This is a genomic window from Thioalkalivibrio denitrificans (genome assembly GCF_002000365.1).
Taxonomy (GTDB): domain Bacteria; phylum Pseudomonadota; class Gammaproteobacteria; order Ectothiorhodospirales; family Ectothiorhodospiraceae; genus Thioalkalivibrio_A; species Thioalkalivibrio_A denitrificans.
In genome coordinates this window covers 1-22,223 of record NZ_MVBK01000069.1, presented here as the reverse complement: position 1 = coordinate 22,223, position 22,223 = coordinate 1, and the positions used below count along the sequence as shown (strand labels likewise).

24 protein-coding genes and 2 tRNA genes are annotated in these 22,223 nt (G+C 65.9%); 21 read left to right on the top strand and 5 right to left on the bottom strand.

Translation table 11 applies throughout. The annotated features are described in order from the left end of the window. Positions 1-227 precede the first annotated feature (227 nt). The 17 genes from B1C78_RS11775 (at position 228) to B1C78_RS11695 (ending at position 14,074) form a co-directional block, all read left to right on the top strand. A complete protein-coding gene (locus tag B1C78_RS11775) occupies positions 228-1,961 on the top strand; it encodes a tetratricopeptide repeat protein (protein WP_077279368.1) in 1,734 nt (577 codons plus the stop codon). Between the two features lie 5 nt (positions 1,962-1,966). Then, positions 1,967-2,593, top strand: a complete 627-nt coding sequence (gene lolB, locus B1C78_RS17870) for a lipoprotein insertase outer membrane protein LolB (RefSeq protein WP_077279367.1) — start codon at positions 1,967-1,969, stop codon at positions 2,591-2,593. Then, positions 2,590-3,465 (top strand): 4-(cytidine 5'-diphospho)-2-C-methyl-D-erythritol kinase, encoded by an 876-nt coding sequence (gene ispE / locus B1C78_RS11765; protein WP_245795408.1) that lies wholly within the window; start codon positions 2,590-2,592, stop codon positions 3,463-3,465. The genes lolB and ispE overlap by 4 nt, the downstream gene beginning before the upstream one ends. A gap of 11 nt (positions 3,466-3,476) precedes the next feature. Continuing rightward, a tRNA-Gln gene (locus tag B1C78_RS11760) sits at positions 3,477-3,551 on the top strand. A gap of 84 nt (positions 3,552-3,635) precedes the next feature. Beyond that, positions 3,636-4,592, top strand: a complete 957-nt coding sequence (locus B1C78_RS11755; protein WP_077279365.1) for a ribose-phosphate diphosphokinase — start codon at positions 3,636-3,638, stop codon at positions 4,590-4,592. A 127-nt stretch (positions 4,593-4,719) separates the two neighbouring features. Beyond that, complete coding sequence (locus tag B1C78_RS11750) at positions 4,720-5,370, top strand: 50S ribosomal protein L25/general stress protein Ctc (RefSeq protein WP_077279364.1); 651 nt, start codon at positions 4,720-4,722, stop codon at positions 5,368-5,370. A gap of 13 nt (positions 5,371-5,383) precedes the next feature. Beyond that, positions 5,384-5,965: an aminoacyl-tRNA hydrolase gene (gene pth / locus B1C78_RS11745; RefSeq protein WP_077279363.1), complete on the top strand. Its 582-nt coding sequence runs from the start codon at positions 5,384-5,386 to the stop codon at positions 5,963-5,965. Between the two features lie 111 nt (positions 5,966-6,076). Then, positions 6,077-7,168, top strand: a complete 1,092-nt coding sequence (gene ychF, locus B1C78_RS11740; protein ID WP_077279362.1) for a redox-regulated ATPase YchF — start codon at positions 6,077-6,079, stop codon at positions 7,166-7,168. A 116-nt stretch (positions 7,169-7,284) separates the two neighbouring features. Next, positions 7,285-7,869 (top strand): RNA polymerase sigma factor, encoded by a 585-nt coding sequence (locus tag B1C78_RS11735; protein ID WP_077279361.1) that lies wholly within the window; start codon positions 7,285-7,287, stop codon positions 7,867-7,869. A 14-nt stretch (positions 7,870-7,883) separates the two neighbouring features. Further along, complete coding sequence (locus B1C78_RS11730; protein ID WP_077279360.1) at positions 7,884-8,573, top strand: anti-sigma factor family protein; 690 nt, start codon at positions 7,884-7,886, stop codon at positions 8,571-8,573. Positions 8,574-8,591: 18 nt separating this feature from the next. Further along, positions 8,592-8,918: a hypothetical protein gene (locus B1C78_RS11725; protein WP_139349914.1), complete on the top strand. Its 327-nt coding sequence runs from the start codon at positions 8,592-8,594 to the stop codon at positions 8,916-8,918. Positions 8,919-9,040: 122 nt separating this feature from the next. Continuing rightward, a complete protein-coding gene (locus B1C78_RS11720) occupies positions 9,041-10,342 on the top strand; it encodes an outer membrane beta-barrel protein (RefSeq protein ID WP_077279358.1) in 1,302 nt (433 codons plus the stop codon). 62 nt (positions 10,343-10,404) lie between these two features. Continuing rightward, positions 10,405-10,481: transfer RNA gene (locus B1C78_RS11715), tRNA-Met, on the top strand. Positions 10,482-10,755: 274 nt separating this feature from the next. Continuing rightward, positions 10,756-10,959 (top strand): hypothetical protein, encoded by a 204-nt coding sequence (locus tag B1C78_RS11710; RefSeq protein WP_077279357.1) that lies wholly within the window; start codon positions 10,756-10,758, stop codon positions 10,957-10,959. Between the two features lie 272 nt (positions 10,960-11,231). Beyond that, complete coding sequence (locus B1C78_RS11705; RefSeq protein ID WP_077279356.1) at positions 11,232-12,086, top strand: isoaspartyl peptidase/L-asparaginase family protein; 855 nt, start codon at positions 11,232-11,234, stop codon at positions 12,084-12,086. Continuing rightward, positions 12,083-13,177: a PA0069 family radical SAM protein gene (locus B1C78_RS11700; protein WP_077279355.1), complete on the top strand. Its 1,095-nt coding sequence runs from the start codon at positions 12,083-12,085 to the stop codon at positions 13,175-13,177. The genes B1C78_RS11705 and B1C78_RS11700 overlap by 4 nt, the downstream gene beginning before the upstream one ends. Positions 13,178-13,456: 279 nt before the next feature. Then, complete coding sequence (locus B1C78_RS11695) at positions 13,457-14,074, top strand: hypothetical protein (protein ID WP_077279354.1); 618 nt, start codon at positions 13,457-13,459, stop codon at positions 14,072-14,074. A 100-nt stretch (positions 14,075-14,174) separates the two neighbouring features. On the opposite strand, the gene B1C78_RS11690 is transcribed toward B1C78_RS11695, so the two are convergent. The 3 genes from B1C78_RS11690 to B1C78_RS11680 are packed head-to-tail and all read right to left on the bottom strand — an operon-like array spanning position 14,175 to position 17,101. Beyond that, positions 14,175-15,182: a M14 family metallopeptidase gene (locus B1C78_RS11690; protein ID WP_077279353.1), complete on the bottom strand. Its 1,008-nt coding sequence runs from the start codon at positions 15,180-15,182 to the stop codon at positions 14,175-14,177. Further along, positions 15,176-16,624, bottom strand: coding sequence for a glutamate-cysteine ligase family protein (locus B1C78_RS11685; RefSeq protein WP_077279352.1), 1,449 nt, complete (start codon positions 16,622-16,624; stop codon positions 15,176-15,178). The genes B1C78_RS11690 and B1C78_RS11685 overlap by 7 nt, the downstream gene beginning before the upstream one ends. Before the next feature lie 24 nt (positions 16,625-16,648). After that, the gene (locus B1C78_RS11680) at positions 16,649-17,101 is read right to left on the bottom strand and encodes a hypothetical protein (protein ID WP_077279351.1); all 453 of its coding nucleotides are present in this window, start codon (positions 17,099-17,101) and stop codon (positions 16,649-16,651) included. 95 nt (positions 17,102-17,196) lie between these two features. Here B1C78_RS11680 and B1C78_RS11675 point away from each other — a divergent pair, with 95 nt between their 5' ends. The 4 genes from B1C78_RS11675 to B1C78_RS11660 all read left to right on the top strand — a co-directional run bounded on the left by B1C78_RS11675 (position 17,197) and on the right by B1C78_RS11660 (position 20,492). Further along, on the top strand, positions 17,197-17,748 hold the full coding sequence (locus tag B1C78_RS11675; RefSeq protein ID WP_425443974.1) for an RNA polymerase sigma factor: 552 nt from the start codon (positions 17,197-17,199) through the stop codon (positions 17,746-17,748). Beyond that, positions 17,738-18,472, top strand: coding sequence for a hypothetical protein (locus B1C78_RS11670; RefSeq protein WP_077279349.1), 735 nt, complete (start codon positions 17,738-17,740; stop codon positions 18,470-18,472). The genes B1C78_RS11675 and B1C78_RS11670 overlap by 11 nt, the downstream gene beginning before the upstream one ends. 73 nt (positions 18,473-18,545) lie before the next feature. Then, entirely contained in the window at positions 18,546-18,989 is a 444-nt protein-coding gene (locus B1C78_RS11665) for a DsrE family protein (RefSeq protein ID WP_077279348.1), read from the top strand. A gap of 294 nt (positions 18,990-19,283) precedes the next feature. Then, positions 19,284-20,492, top strand: a complete 1,209-nt coding sequence (locus B1C78_RS11660) for a diguanylate cyclase domain-containing protein (RefSeq protein ID WP_139349913.1) — start codon at positions 19,284-19,286, stop codon at positions 20,490-20,492. On the opposite strand, the gene murU is transcribed toward B1C78_RS11660, so the two are convergent. Then, positions 20,455-21,120 carry an N-acetylmuramate alpha-1-phosphate uridylyltransferase MurU gene (murU, locus tag B1C78_RS11655; RefSeq protein ID WP_077279346.1) on the bottom strand — a complete coding sequence of 222 codons (666 nt, stop codon included), beginning with the start codon at positions 21,118-21,120 and terminating at the stop codon, positions 20,455-20,457. The two genes, B1C78_RS11660 and murU, sit on opposite strands and share 38 nt — an antisense overlap. A 3-nt stretch (positions 21,121-21,123) precedes the next feature. Further along, positions 21,124-22,155 (bottom strand): aminoglycoside phosphotransferase family protein, encoded by a 1,032-nt coding sequence (locus B1C78_RS11650; protein WP_077279345.1) that lies wholly within the window; start codon positions 22,153-22,155, stop codon positions 21,124-21,126. Positions 22,156-22,223 lie beyond the last annotated feature (68 nt).

Below are 22,223 nucleotides of genomic sequence, written 5' to 3'. Positions count from 1 at the left end.
GCTTGCTCTTCACTCAACCCATAGCTACGGCTATGGGTTTCACTCCACAGCGGCGCCTACGGGCGCGAATCCTTCGCCTGCTCCCGCGATCCCGGTGAGATATGCGGGCTAGATGCCCCGCGGCGCGTGAAGGGGTCCCGCCAAAAGGTTTATAGTGCCACTATCCGCCCGGCTCCGGCGCCTGCCACAGGTCGAGCCCCGATTTGCGATTCCCATGGAAGTTACCGATGCGTAGTTTGCGATTGCTGATTACCCTGCTGGCCGTGAGTGCCCTGGTGGCCTGTGCCCAGCAACCCCGGATGCCGGATGACGAAGACGGGGCGATTCAGGACCACCGTGAGGTCATGGCCGCGCTTCCGCCCCTCGACGACGATGCCGAGGCCGAGCTGATGTATCAGCTGCTTGTGGGCGAGATCGCCGGCCAGATGGGGCAGCTGGACGTGGCAGTGGATCATTACATGGCTGCGGCCATGGCCAGCAGGGATCCGGCGGTGGCCGAGCGGGCCACGCGGATTGCCCTGTTTGCCAACAAGCGCGAACAGGCCCTCGACGGTGCCCGGCGCTGGGTGGCCCTGGCGCCCGCCAGTACCGAGGCACGTCAGGTCCTGGCGGCCCTGCTGGTCAATGCGGGGCAGGTGGACGAGGCCGTGGACGCGCTCCAGCACGTGGTGCGTGCGTCGGTCACGGGTGAGGCCGCCGCCTTTGGCGGGATCACCCACCTGCTCACCCGGGCGCGCAACCGGGACGCGGCCCTCTCGGCCATGGAAGGACTGGTGGAACGCTATCCCGAAACCCCGTCCGCCCACCTGGCACTTGCCCAGCTGGCCATGCAGCTGGAGAGTCCGGACGTGGCGGAGGGTGCCGCGCGTCGCGCCCTCGATCTCGATGCCGATCTCCATGAGGCGCGCATCCTGTACGCACAGTCCATGGCGCGCCAGGGGGACATGGACCGGGCCCTGCAGACCCTGAGCGAGGCGGTCACCGCACATCCCGAACATGGCCAGCTGGGCCTTGCCTACGGGCGGTTGCTGATCCAGGCACGGGAATTCGATACCGCGCGTGAGGAGTTCGAACGCCTCATCGCCATGCGCCCCGACGACACCGACCTGCTCTACACCCTGGGTCTGCTCAGTATAGAGGTGGAACGCTACGAGGAGGCGCAATCCTACCTGGAACGTCTGCTGGCCTCCGGGCGGCGCACCCACGAGGCCAATTTCTATCTGGGGCGGATTGCCGAATCGGAGGGCCGCAACGAAGAGGCCCTGGGTTATTACATGGGTGTCGGCGATGGCGACCGCTTCGAGGAGGCCCAGTTGCGCAAGGCGCTGATCAGGGGGCGCCTGGGTGATACGGGCGAGGCCGTGGAGCATCTGCGCGAACTGAGGCGTCACGCCGACGAGGAAGAGTGGCGCATGCGCCTGTATCTGACCGAATCCCAGGTCCAGCGCGATGCCGGGGAATACGAGCAAGCCATGGAGGTGCTCAATCAGGGCCTGCGCGAGCAGCCGGATTCCAACGAACTGCTGTATGCGCGCGCGTTGGTGGCTGAACGGCTGGATCGCCTGGACATGCTGGAATCTGACCTGCGCACCATTCTGGACAGGGATCCGGACAATGCCGCCGCCCTGAACGCCCTGGGCTACACGCTGGCCGATCGCACCGACCGGCTCGACGAGGCATACGAGTACATCACCCGGGCCCACGAACTGCGCCCGGATGACGCCGCCATCCTGGACAGCATGGGGTGGGTCCTCTACCGGCTGGGTCGCTATGACGAGGCGGAGACCTTTTTGCGCCGCGCCTACGACAAGATGTACGACCCGGAAATTGCCAGTAACCTGGCCGCCCTGCTCTGGGCCCAGGGCAACCGGGACGAGGCCTGGGAGGTCCTTGAGGATGCCCTGACCAAGGACCCGGACTTCGACAGGCTGCTGCGCCTCAAGGAACGCATCGGGCGGTGAGGGCAATGCGATCCATGGTGACCGTCATGCGCGGCGCGCGCAGGGCGGCGCTCGTGCTGACGGTTCTGACGTTGGCGGCATGTGCTGCCCGTCCGCCGGCACCGGTGGTGGAGGATGCTCCGGATGCATTCGAGGCGCACCGGGCGCTGGTGCAGAGACTGGACCCGTGGAGCCTTACGGGCCGGCTGGCGCTCGACGCGGATGGTCAGCAATGGCACACCAACGTGCGCTGGCGCCAGTCCGGGGAGGCCTTCGACATCCGTTTGTTCGGGCCCTTCGGCCGGGATGCGGGCCACGTGCAGGGCGATGAGCACGGGGCGATGCTGCGCTCGTCCGACGGCGAGCGCTTTGCGGCCGACGACGTGGACCGGCTGGTGGCGGATGTCCTGGGTTGGCGCCTGCCGGTCAGCGGCATGCGTTACTGGGTGACGGGCCTGCCCGCGCCCGGCACGCCCTACAGACCGCAATACGACGACGCCGGCAGACTCGCCCGGCTGGAGCAGTCCGGATGGACCGTGGAGTTCCAGCGCTACCGGAATTCTCCGGCCCCCGCGCTCCCGGACCGGCTCGATCTGACCTACGACGACATCCGCCTGCGTGTGCTGGTGGACCAGTGGAACGTCACGCCGTGAGCGAGTCCTGGAGCAGGGACTGGCCTGCGCCCGGCAAGCTCAACCTGTTTCTGCACGTGACCGGCCGCAAGGCCGGCGGTTACCACCTGTTGCAGACCGTCTTTCAGCCGCTGTCCGTGGGCGACGTCCTGGATTTTCTGCTGCTTGACGAGGACGTGGTCCGGCTGGACAGACCGCTGCCCGGTGTGTTGCCCGAGCAGGATCTGACGGTGCGTGCCGCGCGCTGCCTGAAGGACGAGACCGGGTACCGTGGCGGGGTGCGCATACGCGTGGACAAGCGCCTGCCCATGGGGGGTGGGCTGGGTGGCGGAAGTTCCGACGCGGCAACCGTTCTCGTCGCCCTGAACCGGCTATGGGAGCTGGGCCTTGGCGAGGACCGGCTGGCGGCGCTCGGCCTCGCCCTCGGGGCCGATGTGCCTGTGTTCGTGCGGGGGCGCGCGGCCTGGGCGGAGGGTGTGGGCGATGAGCTCACCCCGGTGGATCTGCCGGAGCGGTGGTTTGTCGTGATTGACCCCGGCATCTCCCTGTCAACCGCGGAACTGTTCGCCGACCCGGAATTGACACGAAACTGCCCGCCAATCACAATAGCCGACTTTCTTTCGGGCAGGGGTGTCAACGTTTTCGAGCCGCTCGCGCGTGCGCGCTCGCCGGAACTTGACCGGGCGATGGCATGGCTCGAGGAACGCGCCGGGCGGGCGAGGTTGACCGGCACCGGGGCGTGCGTGTTCGCCTCCGTGGCGCAGCAAGAGGATGCGGAATCCGTCGTGGCGCGTGTCCCGAAACCCTGGCGGGGTTTCGCGGCCCAGGGGCTCAACCGGTCACCCCTGCTGGACCGGCTGGACCGGGCCGACCCCCGCCACACCGGTTATTGACCGGGAATCATTGGGCCGTCGCCAAGCGGTAAGGCACCGGGTTTTGATCCCGGCATTCGCAGGTTCGAATCCTGCCGGCCCAGCCAGACGAAGTCGTCTCGGCGGGGGTTGATACCCATGCCGGGGATGTAAGCCGGCGCAGCCAGACCACACGGTAATCAAGGGCGAACGTGGCGGACAAAAGCAAGATGATGATCTTTGCGGGCAACGCGAACCCGCAGCTTGCCCAGGATGTGGTGAACAACCTGAACATCCCCCTGGGCAAGGCTGTGGTCGGCCGTTTCAGCGACGGCGAGGTCCAGGTGGAGATCCTGGAGAACGTACGTGGCCGCGACGTGTTCATCCTGCAGTCCACCTGTGCGCCCACCAACGACAACCTGATGGAACTGCTCATCATGGTGGATGCTCTGCGCCGGGCCTCGGCGGGGCGCATCACCACGGTGATTCCCTACTTCGGCTATGCGCGTCAGGACCGGCGCGTTCGCTCTGCCCGGGTGCCCATCTCGGCGCGCGTGGTGGCCAACATGCTCGAGGCTGTGGGCACCGACCGGGTGCTGACGGTGGACGTGCATGCCGATCAGGTACAGGGCTTTTTCAACCGGCCCGTGGACAACGTATATGCGTCGCCCATTCTGCTGGGCGACATCTGGCGGCAGAAGCACCCGAACCTGATCGTGGTGTCGCCGGACGTGGGCGGCGTGGTCCGGGCCCGTGCCATGGCCAAGCGCCTGGACGATGCCGAACTGGCCATCATCGACAAGCGGCGCCCGAAGGCCAACGAATCGCGGGTGATGCACATCATCGGCGATGTCAGGGGCAAGAGCTGCGTCATCATCGATGACCTGGTGGACACGGCGGGCACGCTCTGCGAGGCCGCCCGTGCACTGAAGGAGCACGGCGCCGAGAAGGTGATGGCCTATGCCACCCATGCGGTGCTCTCGGGCGCGGCGATCTCGAACATCGAGAAGTCCGGCCTGGACGAACTGGTGGTTACGGATACCATCCCCCTGCGCCCTGAGGCGCAGGCATGCAGCAAGATCCGCCAGCTCACGGTGGCGGGAATGCTGGCCGAGACCATCCGGCGCATCAATCGCGAGGAGTCGGTGAGTTCGTTGTTTATCGACTGATTGTAGGTCGGGCTTCAGCCCGACTGCGGTGCCCTAGGAGACACCGTCGTCGGCCTGAAGGCCGACCTACGAAACCGCCTGTCCTGGTCGCGGGACGGGTTTTTTTGTCGTTTGACGGAGAAACAACATGAGCCTTTCATTTGAACTGCAGGCAGAACCGCGTGCGGACCAGGGCAAGGGTGCGAGCCGCCGCCTGCGCCGCATCGGCAAGGTGCCCGCCATTCTCTACGGTGCCGGCAAGGAACCGCAGAGCATTACCCTGGATCACAATGCCGTTAAGCTCAGCCTCGAGCACGAAGCGTTCTACTCCCACATTCTCAGCGTCCAGCTGGAGGGTCGTACGGAGAAGGCGATTCTGCGCGACGTGCAGCGCCATCCGGCCAAGCCGGTCATTCTTCACCTTGACCTGCTGCGGGTGAGCGAAGATCAGGCCATCCGTGTGCATGTGCCCCTGCACTTCATCAACGAAGAGACCTGTGTCGGCGTCAAGACCGGCGGCGGCATGGTCAGCCACCAGATGGTGGAAGTGGAAGTGGAATGCCTGCCCAAGGACCTGCCCGAGTTCATTTCGGTGGATGTGGCGAAACTCAACGTCGGTGATTCCCTGCACCTGTCCGAGATTGCCCTGCCTGACGGCGTCACCATCGTCGCACTGTCCCATGGCCCCGATCACGACCTGCCGGTGGTGAGCGTCCTCAAGCCGCGCGGTACCGCGTTGGAGGAGGAAGGCGAGGGCGGCGAGGCTGCAGAGGGCGGCGAGGAAGAGGAGGCCTCCTGACGGAGGCTGTGCCGTGGCGGCTCAGGCCCCCGTGCAGCTTGTGGTGGGGCTGGGTAATCCCGGCCCCAGGTACACCGAGACCCGGCACAATGCCGGGTTTTGGTTTGTGGATGCCCTGGCGCGAAAGCACGGCGGCAGCTTCCGGCCGGAGAGCAAGTTCGCGGGCGAGGCGACCCGCATCCGCCTCGATGGTCGTGAGCTGTGGCTGCTCAAGCCCCAGACCTACATGAACCGCAGCGGCCAGTCGGTGAAGCTCCTCTCGGCGTTCTACAAGGTGCCCGTGGAGGCCATCCTGGTGGTGCACGACGAGATCGACCTGCCGCCGGGCGATGTGCGTCTGAAACGCGCCGGCGGGCACGGCGGCCACAACGGCCTGCGCGACATCATGTCCCACCTGGGCGGTGACTTCCTGCGCCTGCGCATCGGCGTGGGTCATCCGGGCCACAAGGACGAGGTGGTGGATTACGTGCTGCAGCGCCCCTCGCGTGACGACGAGGAGCAGATACTGCACGCCATCGACAGGGCCCTGGATGTGATGCCCGAGGTGGCGGCGGGGGAACTCGAGCGCGCCATGCATAAACTTCATTCGAAGTAAGAGACAAGATACAAGAGGCAAGATACAAGGGCGGGTATCATCAGCCGACGTGGTGTATCTTGCCTCTCACTTGTCTCTCGTATCTCTAAACTTGTATCTGGCGCTTTCCTTATGTCTCTGAAATCCGGCATCGTCGGTCTGCCCAATGTGGGCAAGTCCACCCTGTTCAATGCCCTGACCCGTGCGGGGATTCAGGCGGAGAACTATCCCTTCTGCACCATCGACCCGAACGTGGGTGTAGTGCCCGTGCCGGATCCGCGTCTGGACGCGTTGGCCGCCATCGTGAAGCCGGCAAAGGTGATTCCCACGGCCATGGAGTTCGTGGACATCGCCGGGCTGGTGGCGGGGGCCTCGAAGGGGGAGGGGCTGGGCAATCAGTTCCTGGCCCATATCCGCGAAACCGACGCCATCGCCCACGTGGTGCGCTGCTTCGAAAACGATGACGTGGTGCACGTGGCGGGCAGGGTGGACCCTGTCTCCGACATCGAGGTGATCAACACCGAACTGGCGCTGGCGGACCTGGAGACGGTCGAGAAGGCGCTCACGCGCCTGACCCGCACCGCCAAGTCCGGTGACAAGGACGCGGTGTCGCGCAAGGCGGTGGCCGAAAAGGTGCAGGCGGTGCTGGCCGAAGGCAGGCCGGCCCGTGCGGCCGACCTGGACGAGGAGGAGCGCAGACTGCTGCGCGAGCTGCACCTGATCACTGCCAAGCCGGCCATGTACATCGCCAACGTCAACGAGGACGGCTTCGACAATAACCCTCTGCTGGATCGGGTGCGTGAGTACGCCGCGGGCGAGAACGCGCAGGTGGTGCCGGTGTGTGCCGCCATCGAGGCGGAGATCGCGGAGCTGGCCGACGACGAAAAGTCCGAATTCCTGGCCGAGATGGGCTTCGACGAGCCGGGCCTCAATCGCGTGATACGCGCTGCCTACGACCTGCTGGGCCTGCAGACCTTCTTCACCGCCGGCCCCAAGGAGGTGCGGGCCTGGACGGTGAAGCGGGGCGCCACCGCGCCGAAGGCGGCCGGGGTGATCCACACGGATTTCGAGAAGGGTTTCATCCGTGCCGAGGTGGTCGCCTACGACGACTTCATCGCCTGCAAGGGCGAGCAGGGGGCCAAGGATGCCGGCAAGTGGCGTCTGGAGGGCAAGGACTACGTGATGAAGGAAGGGGACGTGGTCCACTTCCGGTTCAATGTATGAAGGCGCGGAGACAAGATACAAGAGGCAAGATACAAGAGGGATTTCGAGATAGTCTTGCCCGTTGAGTGTAACCGGCCCCAGGGAACCTTCCGCGCTCGGGACGCGTGTATCACGTTATGCGCAAAAAATCGGTTTCAGGCGGCTCTGCCGCGGAATTCGAGTCGCTGCTGCGACCGCATCTGCGCCACCTCTATCAGACCGCCTACCGGTTCACCGGCACCCGCGCTGATGCCGAGGACCTGGTCCAGGACGTGCTGGTCAAGCTCTATCCCAGGCTCTCCGAACTGCGCACCGTGGACCAGCTGCGGCCATGGGTGACGCGCGTGCTTTATCGCGTGTTCGTGGATGAATGGCGCCGTCGCGGGCGCCGGGGCGAGCAGGTGGAGGCGGTTGCGGAGGAAGGTGCCGAGACAGGCGCTGACCCGATGGATCGCCTGCCCTCCGTGAGTCCCGGCCCCGAGGAGGAGACCCAATCGAGCCTGATCAGGACGCGGCTGGCGGCCGCACTGGGAACACTCAATCCCGAACAGCGGGCAGTGGTGGCCCTGCACGACATGGAAGGTTACACGCTGGAAGAACTGTCCTCCCTCCTGGATTGCCCCACGGGCACCCTCAAGTCCCGACTGCACCGCGCCCGGGCGCGCCTGCGTGTCGAACTGGACATGGAACCCTTGAGCGCTCTCGAGCGTGTAGAGGGGTAGATGAGGCGCAAAACATGAATCGTTGCGAGCACATTGCACACCGGCTTGACGACTATCTGGACGGCCACCTGGATGGGGCCGGTCGCGATGCCGTGGAGGTACACCTCAACGGCTGCGCAGACTGCCGGCGCCGACTCGCTGAAGCACGGGATCTGCGGGCAGCCCTGCGCGCCTGGCCGGTGCCCGAGCCGGACCCCGCTTTCCTGAGGCAGGCCCTGGAGCAGGCCAAGGGTGTTCACCGGCGCGGCCCGTCACGCCCGGTGTTGGCTGCGGCGCTTGCGGCGACCCTGGCATTGGGCCTGGCGCTGGGGCTGTTCATGGGTACTTCGGACACTTCCGTCGAGCCCTCGGTCCAGGTGGTGGTGCTCTCCGGGGAGCATACGGAAACGGTCCATCTCGTATTCCATGCCACGCGCGCGGTGCCCGATGCCGAGATACAACTTTCCATTCCGGCGCACCTGGAACTGTCGGGAAGTCCCGGCGTACGGGATCTGCGCTGGCATGCCGAATTGTCGGAGGGCGCCAACCTGCTGGCCCTGCCACTGGCGGCCCTTCATGCCGGCGAGGATTACCTGGAAGCGAGCATCAACTACAACGGGAAGGAACAGCGGGTGCGCGTCGCGCTGCGGGTCCCGCATGCCCCGGCGGACGGCAGTGCCGGACCACGCTCCGGCCTGCATTTTGAGTCGATTGATCCGGTCTGAACCGGAAGGAGTTGTGTCATGCGCGGTATATCGAGGTTGCGTTACCTTGCTGCGGGGTTGTTCGTGGTGGTCCTGGCCGCCGGAACGGCACAGGCCCAGGAAGACGACGAGGTGACCATCCGGGTCATTCCGCCGGATATGGAACTGCCGGAGGCGGTCACCCGGGAGATCGTTCTGCCCGAAACGGCCTCGGATCAGGCGAGGGAGAGCGCCGCGTTCGGGCTGGATACGGCCAACCAGGCCCGGGAGCGTCGTGAAGGTTTCGGCCGGGACGTGGCCGCCGAGGCGCGTGAGAACCGGGAGCGGTTTCGCAATATAGAGCGCCCGGGCCCGCCCAACCAGTGACCGGGGAGTCAGTACTCACTGTACTCTGAAGTCAGCCGCCCGGCGGGGTGTATACCCCGCCGGGCGCTTTTGCGTGCAATATCCCATAATCCACGCGACCCCTGGTCCATCGGGAGTAACCCATGAAGCACCTCACCGGATTCATCCTCGTCCTGATCATGGCGCTGCTCCCGGTACCCGCTGTTTCCGCCGACGACCCCGAGCACGCATACCGCGAGGCGGTGGAGGCCTTCGAAGCGGGCCGTTACGAGGCCGCCCGGGACGGATTCCTGACAGCGCGGCGGCTCGGTATGGATACCCCTGCCCTGAGCTACAGCCTGGGTTCCACCTGGTACCGGCTGGAGGCGTATGACCGGGCGGCGGAAGAGTTCGGACGCTTGCTCGACAGGCCGCAGTGGCAGCACCTGGCGCACTACAACCTGGGACTGATCGCACAGAGGCAGGGGAACCAGGCTGAGGCGGACCGGCATTTCCGGGCCGCCTCAGGCAGCCCCGACCGGAATCTCGCACACTTGGCACGCCGTGCGCTGGGTGAGGACGCGCAACCCCTGCCGGCCCGGGATGCTCCGACGGGCCTGCTGTCCCTGGGCCTGGGATATGATTCCAACGTGACACTCTCCCCCGACGCCGACATCCTGGGCGTCAGCGACGACGCGGGGGCTTTCCTTGAGGCGCTTGCCGCCGGGCGGTTGTACCTGACGCCCGATGCCGAGCGTCCCTTGCGTCTCGACGGCGCACTGCTGATGCGTGAATACCCGGACGTGGATCGCTTTGACGAGACGGGTCTCATGCTCGGCCTGTTTCAGGAGCGCCGGCACGAGGATTGGCACCTGCAATGGGGCGGGTCCCTGGATTCGGTGTATATAGATGGACGGCATTTCCAGGACGTGCTTTCCCTTCGTGGCGATGCCCGTCGGCCGATCGGTGAAGGTCAGGTCCTCGCGCTCGGCTATGGCCTGAGCCGTATCGAGGCCTCCAACCGCTACGACTATCTCACCGGTTGGCGCCACCGCCTGCGCGGCGAATGGCGCCTGCCGGTGGGTGAGACCCGCGTCCGGCTCGGCTATACCCTGGATGTCAACGATCGTAAGGATCTCTCGGAAGGCGCCGAGTTCGCGAGCTATTCGCCGGTTCGTCACCTCTTGCACGTTCAGGCGGACAGGGACCTGGACGGGAATGTGAACCTGCGCGCTCGGGTGGAATATCACCACAGCCGCTACCGGGATCCCCATCGGCTCGACGGGCTGCGCCGCACGCGGGAGGACGACCTTTGGCTTCTGTCCCTTCGGGGCACCCGGCAGCTGGACAGGAACTGGGCGCTGTTCGCGGAACTGAGCCACTGGACCAACGATTCCAGCCTGCGGGAGTACGACTATGACCGGACGGTGGTGATGGGGGGCGTGGAGTATCTCTTCGGGCGTTGAGCCGGCCCGAAACTTGACATGCCGGCGCCCTGCGCAGAAAATTCCGCCCTTTCCGAAAATACGGCTACGTAGCTCAGCTGGTTAGAGCGCGGCACTCATAATGCTGAGGTCGGTGGTTCAAGTCCACCCGTAGCCACCATCTTCTTTTCCCCTCCCGGATCGCTTCCCTGGCCTGTGGGTGCGGCTTCCAGTTTGCCACAGAGGTCACAGAGGACACAGAGAAGTAAAGCGAATGCGGGAGGGGATAGGCTGCGAACGCTGCTGCGGATACACCTGTCCACTTAATCTCCTGTGTTTTTCCTCTGTGGCCTCTGTGACCTCTGTGGCAATCACATTCCTTCAGGCGGACCGGGCTTCGCGCACGGGCGTAAGACCCTATAATGATGCCCATCGCATCTCGGGAGACCTTGAGTATGAAGCGCTACGGTATCCGCATCACGTTGCCGGAGGGTGATCCCATGCGCGCGCCGCACCTGCTGGGCGAAGGTTGGGAGCAGTATCGCTGGTACGACTCGGCCGAGGCCCGTGACCGGGCCTACGAGCAGATGCAGAACCCGCCGCCCTATTATCGCCGGGGCGATGTCCTCAGCCAGGTCCTTGAGAAGGTTGAAGGGTAAAGGCGCGTGTCTGAAAGGATGAAGGATGAAGGATGAATGAGGACGACGAAGGCCGGGAGATATCCCGGCCTTCGTCGTCTGGGCGTCTCGTTGTGGGCCTTTGCGGGATCGTGGATCATGTGGGCTGAACGCTGAACGCTGAACGCTGAACGCTGAACGCTGAACGCTGAGGTTTCCATGTGGCTCATTGATCAACTCGTTGAGGCGCGGGTGGCCGAGGCGGCCGGTCGTGGGGACTTCGATGCCCTGTGTGACCGGCTGGAGGGGCGCTGATGAGGGAGGGACCGATCCTGCTGGTCCATGGCGGGGCAGGGCGCTACCCCGAGGGCCAGGGCGAAGCGGCGCTGGCCGGATGCGAGGCGGCTGCGCGGCGCGCCTGGGTGCTGTTGCGCGACGGGGGCACTGCCCTGGATGCCGTGCAGGCAGCGGTGATGGCCCTGGAGGATGATCCCAGTTTCAACGCAGGTACGGGTTCGGTGCTCAATTCCGAGGGCAGCGTAGAGATGGACGCCTCAATCATGGACGGGTCCACCCTGACCGCGGGGGCCGTCGGTGCCGTGGGCACGGTGCGCAATCCGGTTCAGTTGGCACGCATGGTCCTCGACGAGGGCCACACGGTCTTGCGTGTCGGGCCCGCGGCCGAGACCTTTGCGCGGCAGCAGGGGCTTGAGGCCGTTTCGCCCGAGGTGCACGTGACGCCGCGCCAGAAGGCGCGCTGGCGGCAGGCCCATGAAACCGTGGGTTGCGTGGCCCTGGATCGGCGCGGTCGACTCGCGGCGGCCACCTCCACGGGCGGGCTCTTCGACAAGCCGCCGGGGCGCGTCGGGGATTCGTCGCTGATCGGCTGCGGCACCTATGCGGACGAACGCGGCGCGGTGTCCTGCACCGGGCAAGGCGAGGTGATCATCCGCGCCGGGCTGGCCCTTCGGGTCCTGTCGGCGCTGCAGGCTGACACGGGTGCCGAAGAAGCGGCCCAGCGGGTCCTTCGCTGGCTGGAACGGCGTATCGGCGGGGAGGCCGGCCTGATCCTGCTGAGTCACCGGGGCGAGCGGGCGGTGGTGCACAATGCGCAGGGCATGGCCTGGTGCTGCATCGATGCCGAAGGTCGCCTGGAGTCCGGCGTATGAATGACCGCGATGACGCCATCCCCGATCATGGGTATGTGCACGGGCGTGGCGCGACAGTGAGCCCGGCGGCGCGCTACGAGTCCGCCCGGACGGAAGCCGTGGACGATGGCTGGCACCGGGAGGAGGAATCTGCGCCCCTGCACACCGAGGTGACGATGGAACAGGCGCGAAGCGTCATCTCGCGCAACGACTCGCCGGATGTGCCCTTCGAACTGTCTATCAATCCCTACCGGGGTTGCGAGCATGGCTGTGTGTACTGTTTCGCGCGTCCGACCCATGCCTACATGGGCCTGTCGCCGGGGCTGGATTTCGAGACGCGCTTGTTCGCCAAGGCCGGCGCCGCCGACCGCCTGCGCGAGGCACTGGCCCGTCCGGGTTACGCCTGCCGGCCCATCGCGCTGGGCGTCAATACGGATGCCTACCAGCCGGTGGAGCGCCGGCTGCGCATCACACGGCAAGTGCTGGAAGTCCTGTACGACGCGCATCACCCGGTCACGATCGTCACCAAGTCCGCCCTGATTGAGCGGGATCTCGATCTGCTGGCGCCCATGGCCCGGGACGGGCTTGCGCAGGTGGCGGTGTCCGTCACCACGCTGGACCGCACACTGGCGCGGCGTCTGGAACCCCGTGCGGCGGCGCCACAGCGCAGGATCGAGACCATTGGCCGGCTGAACGACGCGGGGGTGCCGGTCAGTCTGCTCATGGCCCCGTTGATCCCGGTGCTCACCGATGGCGAAATGGAGTCGCTGCTGACCGAGGGCGCGAGGGCCGGCGCCGTGGCGGCGGGATACGTGCTGCTTCGACTGCCGCTGGAGGTGGCGCCCCTGTTTGAGGACTGGCTGCGCACCCACGTGCCGCTCAAGGCGGATCACGTGCTTGCCCGCATCCGTGACAGCCGGGGTGGAAAGCTCTACGACGCCCGCTTTGGCCGTCGCATGACCGGCGACGGCCCGTACGCAGAACTCCTGCGCCAGCGCTTTCGCCTTGCCCGTCGCCGTGCGGGCCTGGCCGGGCGCATGCCGGAACTGGACATGGGCCGCTTTGTGCCGCCCCGGCCGTTTTCGGGAGGCGGGCAGATGGGCCTGTTCTGAAGTCCGGGAGGCTGTTTTGCCACAGAGGACACAGAGGGCACAGAGAGAACCCTGAACGATGCTGGGGGCGACAAGGTCTTGTCTCTGTGGGCTCTGTGCCCTCTGTGGCTCATGCGACGTTGCGGATATGCCCCGGGTCCGTGGGAGTTCGCTTAACCCGCACAGCTCACGACGGTTGGCAGTGAGCAGCCCGGCGGTGAATTCCGGATCAGGGTTCGGGCGCGTGGCGGCCGCGAAAATGCTGTAGCGTAGGGACCAAGAACAATCGAGGCATTGTCCATGGTGATGTACAGACGCCCGGTTTCCGTCATCCGGAGCCGTGTCCCGGGTGTGTTGATTCTGGTGGCGGCCCTGTGGCTGCTCGCCGGGTGCGGGACCACGGTGGTGATCCCGCCGGAGTCGCCCCCCGATCCGGTGCCGGTGTTCCTGCTGGACCACGGGCGCCACACCAGCCTGGTGCTGCCCGCGCCGGACGGGACCATGACCCGCTATGCCTACGGGGACTGGCGCTTTTACGCGGAGCGCGAGACCGGGCTGGGCCGCGCTGTCGCCGCGGTCATGTGGCCTACTGAGGCAGCCCTGGGCCGGCGCCATCTGCCGGGGCCGCCCACGGAGTCGGCGGTGCGTGCGCATGTGCGGGTCGGGATCCAGGAGATTCACCACTTCTCGGTGGACGCGGCACGGGCCGCGGCCCTGCGCCGGAGGCTCGACGACATCTTCGAGGCGGGCGTCGTACGGGAGACCCCTGAGGTGGACCTCAGTTTCGTGGCCTACCCGCGTTCCTATTCGCTGCGCAACAACTCCAACGCCGTGATCGCCGACTGGCTCATCGAACTGGGGGCAGGGGTCAACCGGCGGCCCATCTGGGCGGGGTGGAGGGTAGAAGGTGCGAACTGAGAATCGGGAAGGGCGGATGAAGTGAGAAGTGTGAATTGGGAAGTGGGAATGGAACGGCCTTTAACTTCGCCCTTCCCAATTCACACTTCTCACTTCATCCTCACTTCATCTCCATTCGTTCCATCAGGTAACACAAACAATCCTGCCTCACTACGCGTTCGTCCAGCGTGAGCATGGAGGGCATCATGGGGCGGCGCAGGACGAGCCTGTCCTGGTGCACGGTGAAGTACTCCTCGGTGACGTCCTCGCCGGTTTCGCTGCGTGCTTCGACCAGCACGGGTTTGGTGCTCCGTACGGTGGCCAGCGCGGTGCCGGCGGGCAGTTCGCGGAAGTTCATGCGATCCAGATCCGGGTCGAACTGCAGGTCCTCCCCGGCGCTCGTGAAGCTGAACGTCACGGAATCGGGCACTTTCACCACGGCCACGGTGTGAAACAGATCGATGTCGTGGGGCGCCACGGGATGCGAGGGGATCTTCGCAAGCTGCAGGCAGGCGGTGATGAAATCCCGGGCGTGTTCGACACCGCGCGCATCGCCGGCCTTGCCGCATTCCAGGGTGACCGCCGGGCAGAACTCCGCGAAGGCCAGGGACTGCACCCCGCGCGGGCGGATGAAGTAGACCACCGTGCGCCCGAACAGGGTGGCCAGTTGCAGAAAACGGTGCTCCAGCCGGTTTACGCAGGCGTAATGGGGATTGAGGCCGGTGTTGTTGTGGACGTCCACGCTGGCGAACGGGTCGAGTTCCCGCATCCTGTCGGTGATGCGCGCCATAAGCCGGTGCTCCGGGGTGTCGTCCGTGTCGCTTCCCGGCCAGACCCGGTTGTAGTCCGCCTGGCCCTCGAGGCGCCGCACGCCGAGCCGCGCGGCGCTCACGTTGCCCACGAACAGGGACAGGCTGCGGGGCAGCCCGCCGGGCGGCGGGTTGCGCAGCAGGGCCTGGACGGCCTCCAGCCCTGCCGGTTCGTTGCCGTGAAGCATCACGGAGACGAACACGGGGTCCGGCCGCCTGCCGGGCAGGTGAATCAGCGCCGGCCCGCCCAGAATCCCCTCCAGGTCGGCGGGACGGGCGGAGAGGAAGCCTTCGGGCAGATGATCCCACTCCTTCAGCACGTGTCCTCCGCGGGTGGCCAGTCGTGCACCGGCGTATCGGTCAGTTGGTGGGCCAGGTAGGTATCCACCAGGGCCCGGCCATCGCGGCCATGTGCGGCCATGAAGCTGCGCGCCCAGGCGGCGCCGTTGCGCGCCTGTTCCACGCGTGCCTCAACGATGTCCAGATACCGGGTTGAGTCGTTTTCGTCGATCCCGAGACGCGCCAAACCCGCCCGGGCGCGGGGCAGCAGCTCGTTCAGTATCAGGTCGCGTATCGGCCGGCGGGTTCCCGCGGGCCATTCCACATGGGCGCCCAGGCCCAGGCGCGCCGATTCGTAGAAGTTGTCCCGGGCCCGCGAAAAGTCCATGAGACCTTCGGGGCCGCCCGGTGTGTTCACCAGTTCCTCCACCAGCCCGTAATAGAAGGCCGCCGTGGCGATACTGTCGGCCAGTGTCGGGCCCGCCGGCACAACCCGGTGCTCGATGCGCACGTGGGGGCGGCCGTGCTCGTCGAAGCCGATCAGCGGCCGGTTCCAACGCCAGATGGTGCCATTGTGCAGGCGCAGATGGGGGAAGCGATCCACCGGCTCGTCGATACGGATGGGCAGCAGCGGCGGAAAGTGTTCCAGGTTCTCCTCGAAACATTCCAGAATGGATTCCCGCGCGAAGCCCGAGCCGAAGCTGACGCGGCGCAGCGGTCCACGCGCTGCCTCGCGGTAGCCGCCCACCTCCACGGACTGCTCGAACACCGGGATGCGGGTCTCGTCCCAGAGATCATGGCCGAAGAGAAAGGGGGAGTTGGCTGACAGGGCCACCACCGGCGCACTGGCGAGGATGGATGCGTTGTAGACCTTGTGGGCCACGGGGACCGGGGTCTGGATGTGGATCTGGAAAGACGTGGTGGCTGCCTCCAGCATTACATCGTGGTGCTCGTGGTGCAGGTGCTCCCGGCCGACGATGTCCAGCTTCAGGGGACGCCCTTCCCGGGAGCGGAACACCTGCTCGTTCAACGCCCGGTAACGTTTCATGTCGGACATGTTCTCCAGGCACAGGTGCTCCGCCCGCAACGTAGGCAGGATGCCGGTGAGCAGCAGCTCGGCACCGGCCCGGTGGGCGGCGTCCCGCGCCGTGGTCCAGGTTTTCGTCATCTCCCGGTGAAGGTCGGAGAACACCGTGCCGCGCAAACCGTGGGCCTCGGTATTGAGTTCCACGTTGAAGCGGGCCAGTTCCGGTGTGGCCAGCGGGCTGTGGAAGGCGTCGAGAAATGCGTTGTTGACCGGGGCCGGCTGGCGTTCGGCATCCACCAGCCAGGCCTCGATCTCGAAGCCGGCCACGGGGTGGCGGTCGTCGAAGCGTCCGGCGGCCTCCAGATCCCGCGCCAGGCGGGTCTCCTCTGCCACGCGTTGCCGAAAGTTCTGGAAGTCCCTGTCCTTGAAGCGGGTTGTGTTGATTTCCTGGCCCAAGCGTCATCCTCGTCGGGGGTGTCGTCAGTCTTCTTCCTCGTCCTCGGACGATTCGTCGTATTGGGATTCCAGCAGGTCGCCCCAAAGCGATTCGTGATGCTCAAGGAATAACAGCAGTTGGTGCCGGAACGCCAGAAGTTCCTGCTCGAAGGCGGGAAAATCCTCGCCCGCATTCAGGGTGCTGGCCCCCCTTTCCACCTGGTTCAGGGCATCGCGCAGGTTCAGGCAGGCCCCCATGGCACCCTTCACGCGTTCGCGGGGCTGAGGGATCCAGCCCCGGTCATTGAGCACCGAGCGCAGGTTCTCGCCCAGTTCCAGGAAGCGCTTGCGCAGGCGGGGGAGTGCCCCCAACCTGGATGAGCGGACATCACCCCAGACCAGGGTGTCCATAAGCGCGCCCCACTGGCGCCGCAACAGGGCCGTCTGCCGCGAGTCAAAATGGAAGGATTGATCGACCGATCGAGGGTCAAGGGGCATGGGATGGGGCCCCGAACGGAACAAGGAAAGGCGGAATAAGCATGGCGGATGGTGCGTCCTAGGATTCAGACAGAGGCAGCGGAAATGCCATGGCAGTGATCAACTGGCTATTGCAGCGGCGGCTCAAGGCGCGGATTGCGACCTTCCGGCCCCAATTATATCGGACCGCCTACGCCTGGTGTCATGACCCGGCGCGGGCTGACGACCTGGTGCAGGACACCATGGTGAAGGCCATCTCGCGGTTGCGCACGCTGCAGGACGAGGACGCCCTGCGCCCGTGGCTTTACCGGATCATGACCAACTGCCACCGGGACTGGCTGCGCCGTCAGCGCGACACGGTGGACCCGGATGACGCGGATCTGGCCTGCGAGGACTGCCCGGAGATGAACGCCGAGCGTGCCGCCACGGTACGCAGCGTGCGCGAGGCGATCCGGGCGCTGAGCGATGATCAGCGCAAGGTACTGACGCTGGTGGATCTGGAAGGTTTTTCCTACTCCGAGGTGGCCGCCATCCTGGAAGTGCCCATCGGCACGGTGATGAGCCGCCTCAGCCGGGCCAGGCAGCAGTTGAAGCGGCGACTCCTGCGCCAGGACCCCGGCAACCCGACACATAATCTCAGCGTGGTGCGAAGCAGCCATGAAAACTGACAGACCCAGCGAGGAGGTTCTCAACGCCTTCGTGGACGGGGAATTCTGCCCCGAGGAACGGTTGGCCTGCCTCCGCCATATAGCGAGTGACGACTCCCTGAGCCGCGAGGTGTGCGACCTTTCCCAGATCAAGGAGATGGTCAACCTGGCCTACGAGAAGGTGCCGCATCCGCCGCGTTCGTCCTCCCGCAGAGCGCGCACGGTCAGGGGCGGCTGGCTCGGACCGGCGGCCGCGGCAGTGGTGGTGATGTTGACCACCGCGGGTGTCGTGGGTCTCGGTATCGGCACCAAGGAACCGGCGCGCCAGTTCACCACGGCGGACATGACCCAGCCGTTGTACGGTTCCGAGCGGTTCGCCAACCGCATCCTGCTGCACGTAAATACCCGTGACGAGGAGCGCCTCACGAACATGCTGGATGAGGTGGAATCGCTCATGGCGGCGTCTCGCCAGCAGGGAGTGGCATTGCAGATTCTCGTGGTGACGCATGGTGAAGGGTTGGCGCTCGTGCGCGAGGATGTGTCGCCGTTTCCGGAGCGGATCACGGCGTTGTCCGAGCGTTATGCGGAGGGCCTGAAGTTCGTGGCCTGCCTGAACACGATCGAGCGTCTCAGGCGCGAGGAACATCTCCACGTTCGCCTGCTGCCCGTGGCGGAGGTGGTCAATTCTGGTGTGGCGGAGGTTATCCGTCGCCAGTCCCAGGGTTGGGCCTATATCCAGGTCTGACCCTGTTCTTGAAGCGAAGCAGTGCAATACAAGTAAAACCCTCAGAAGTGAAACTGGAAGGAGTGGAGCAGTGATGAAAAAGATCATGTTATCCCTGGCGGCCCTGGCCGCCCTGATGCTGGCCCTGCCCGGCACGGCCCTGGCCGTTGACTACGGTACGCAGAAGGTGGTCTACCACATCAACGGCGGTGATCCGCAGCAGAACCAGGCGGCCCTGCGCAACATACAGAACCACATCAACGCGGTGGGCGCCGACAACATGGACATCAAGGTGGTGATGCACGGTGCCGGCCTCAATCTCCTGATCAATGCCAAGGAGAACGAGAACCTGCGCGGCGCCGTGGACAGCCTGAAGCTGCAGAACGTGGAGTTCCAGGTCTGCGCCAACACGGTTCGCGGCCGGAACCTGGATATCTCCAAGGACCTCTATGACGCCACCGAGAAGGACGTCATCCCCAGCGGCGTGGCGCACCTGTCCTACCTGCAGGCCCAGGGCTACACCTACGTCAAGCCCTGATATCGACTGAAGTTGTACTCCTCAGAGTGCAGTGTTTCGCCCGGGCCATGCCCGGGCTTTTTTTTGGGGTTCATCGCGGCATGCCGGGCAAGGCAGAGCGGCCTTGCGGGAAGAGGCACTGGTGATCTGACGGCGACGAAGCCCTTCCCGCGCAGACCCCGGGCCGATCGTCGGGATTGGCTTGACACGGGTCTCGCGAGGCCCCAATAGTGTCATAGATCATATGGGTATCGGCCTCCCGTCGGGTGCAGCGCGGGGAGCCCGATCATGTACTGAATGGGGCGGCGGGAACGGGTGGGCACTGCAACCAGAGGACTGACCGAACAGTCGGGTAAGGCGCATGAATTCCGCCAGGTCAACGTCGCCGCGTTCGTCGGTCTGGCCGTCATACTCCTCGCGACGGTGGCGCTGGCGGGCCTCCAGCTTCGCGGCGTGTACCAGGGGCTGGAGGAGGTGGTCAACCACCACAACCTCAAGACCGCCATCGCCACGGAAATGCAGGTGGCGGGCCTGGTGCGAACAGAAAGCCTGTACCGGATGCTGCTCCTCGACGATCCGTTCGAGCGGGACGCCATGTTGATGCGCCACTACACCGGTGGGTATCGGGTCGGGGCGGCCCGCCAGAGGCTCCTGGACTTTCCCATGGATACCGACGAACGCCGTCTCTATGACGAGCAGGGCGAACTCATCGAGCGCGTGGTCGCAGCGCAGGAGCAGGTTGTGGAGCTGATGGCTTACGAGCGCATGGACGAAGCGCGCGTGCTCACACTGGAGGAGGCCATGCCACTTCAGGCGGCGGTTCACGGCACATTCGAGGCCATGCGTCAGCAGCAGGCGGCAAAGACGGAGACGGCCATGCAGCTTGCCGGGGAGGCGTACACGAGGACCCTGTGGCTGCTGATAATTGCCGGTGTGGTTGCGCTGGTCGGCAGTCTGATCATCGCCGTGCTGGCCTATCGACGCACGCGCCACATCGCGCTTCACGATCCCCTGACGGGACTGCTGACACGCGCGGGTTTCATCGATGCGGTGCAACGGGAGATCGAACAGCGGCGTCGCAGCGGCGGCGCATTCGCTGTGCTGGTGATCGACCTGGATCACTTCAAGCCCATCAACGACCGATACGGCCATGCCGAAGGTGACGCCGTGCTGCAGTGTGTGGCCGGGCGGCTTCGGCTGTCCATGCGCAAGGGGGATATCGTCGCGCGCCTGGGGGGAGACGAATTCGCCGTGGTGGTGCGCGACGTTCGCGAGCCTGCCGACTGCCGTGTGGTTGCGGACAAGATTGCCCGCATCTTTGCGGGGCCGATTGTGGTGGGGCCCAGGGAACACCGTCTCGATGCCAGCATCGGGCGGGCGCGGTATCCGGAGGATGCGCTCACCGTGGACGAACTGGTGGCGGTTGCAGACCAGGTCATGTACGAACACAAGCACCGGCGGCGCGAAGCACACGGGGAGGCGGGCGTTACCGATCCTCAGACAACCACCGGTCCAGCAGGCTGAGCCGCTCAGGGGTGCCGACGTCCAGCCACCGGCCCCGGTGGTGTACTCCGCTCACCCGGTCGCTTTCCATGGCCTCGCGCAGCAGGGGGGCGAGGGGGAAACGCCCCTCGGGATGGTCCCGGAACAGTTCCGGCCTATACCAGCCGATGCCGCTGAAGGTCAGTTTGGGTTCGCCTTCGCCGCGCAGGCGCCCGTTCTCCAGCCGGAAATCGCCCTGTGGGTGATGCGGCGGGTTGTCCACCAGCACCAGGTGGGCCAGATCGTTCGCGGCCAGGGCAGGTGCGGTCAGCGGATGATCACACCAGACGTCACCGTTCACCACCAGGAAAGGGCCCTCGCCCAGCAGGGGCAGGGCGCGACGGATGCCGCCGCCGGTTTCCAGGGCTTCGCCTTCAGGGGAGTAGGTGATCGCGAGTCCGAAGCGCGACCCGTCGCCCACGTGCTCGCGAATGCGTTCACCCAGGTGTGCCAGGTTGATGACCACGTCCCGGTAACCGGCCGTGGCCAGCCGCACCAGGTGGTGCTCGATCAGGGGCCGTCCGCCGGCGTTCAACAGGGGCTTGGGCGTATGGTCCGTCAGGGGGCGCATGCGCTCACCGCGGCCGGCAGCGAGGATCATGGCATGCATGGCTCAGGCCTTGAGTTCGCGCCGCAGGGGCGGCGGCAGGTGGGTGTCGAACCAGGCACGCACCGGACCCAGCGCGGGTTGGGCCAGTTCCTGTTCCAGCAGGCGCCAGAGCCGGGGCAGATGACGCAGATAGACGGGCTTCCCGTCCCTTTGCCAGAGTCGGGTGAAGATGCCGATGATCTTGGTGTTGCGTTGCGCCCCGAGGACCCAGTAGGCGGTCTCCAGGGTGGCCCTGTCCAGTTCCGGGCGGGCCTGCACAAAGCGCGACACCATCTCGTCGGCGAGTGCCTCCGGCACGTCGCGCCGTGCGTCTCGCAGCAGCGAGACCAGATCATAGGCAGGGCTGCCCAGCAGCGCGTCCTGGAAATCCAGCAGGCCGCAGGCGGCGACTCCCTGGCGATTCGGCATCACCATCAGGTTGTCGACGTGAAAGTCCCGCAACACGAGAACAGGGGGGAGCTGGAATGCCGGGGCGAGCACCTGGCGCCAGGCCTGTTCGAACGCCTCGCCGACGGCTTCCGGGCAGGGTTTGCGCTGTACCTGTGGCCAGTACCATTCCAGCAGCAGCCGCGCCTCGCGCAGCAGCTCCTCCTCGTCATAGGGGGCGGGAGGCTCGAGTTCACCCGCACCGAGCCAACGCTTCTGCAGGATGACCAGCGTGTCCACGGCCAGGCAGTAAAGCGTCTGCTCACTGGCACCCCCCGCCAGCGCCCGGCTGAAGGTGCGATTGCCGAGATCCTCCAACAGCAGAAAACCCGCGCCGGTATCTGCCGCCAGCACCCGGGGCACGGTCAGGCCCAAGTGTTCCAGGCATCCGGCGATGCGGACAAAGTCCGCAGGGTGTTCCCGTTCGGGCGGCGCGTCCATGACGATCCAGCTGTGGCCTGCATCCCTGACCCGGAAATAGCGGCGAAAGCTGGCATCCGAGGACAGGGGGCGCGACGCGCGCACGTGCGCGCCCAGCACTCCGGACAGCCAGTGGTTGAGTGCGTCGAGGCGGGTGTCGCGCTGGCGGCTGTTGCTCAGGGGTGTCATGGATTCCGTGTGCGAAGCGAAGCGGGCCCGGACCTAGCCCGCATATCTCACCGGGATCGCGGTTCAGG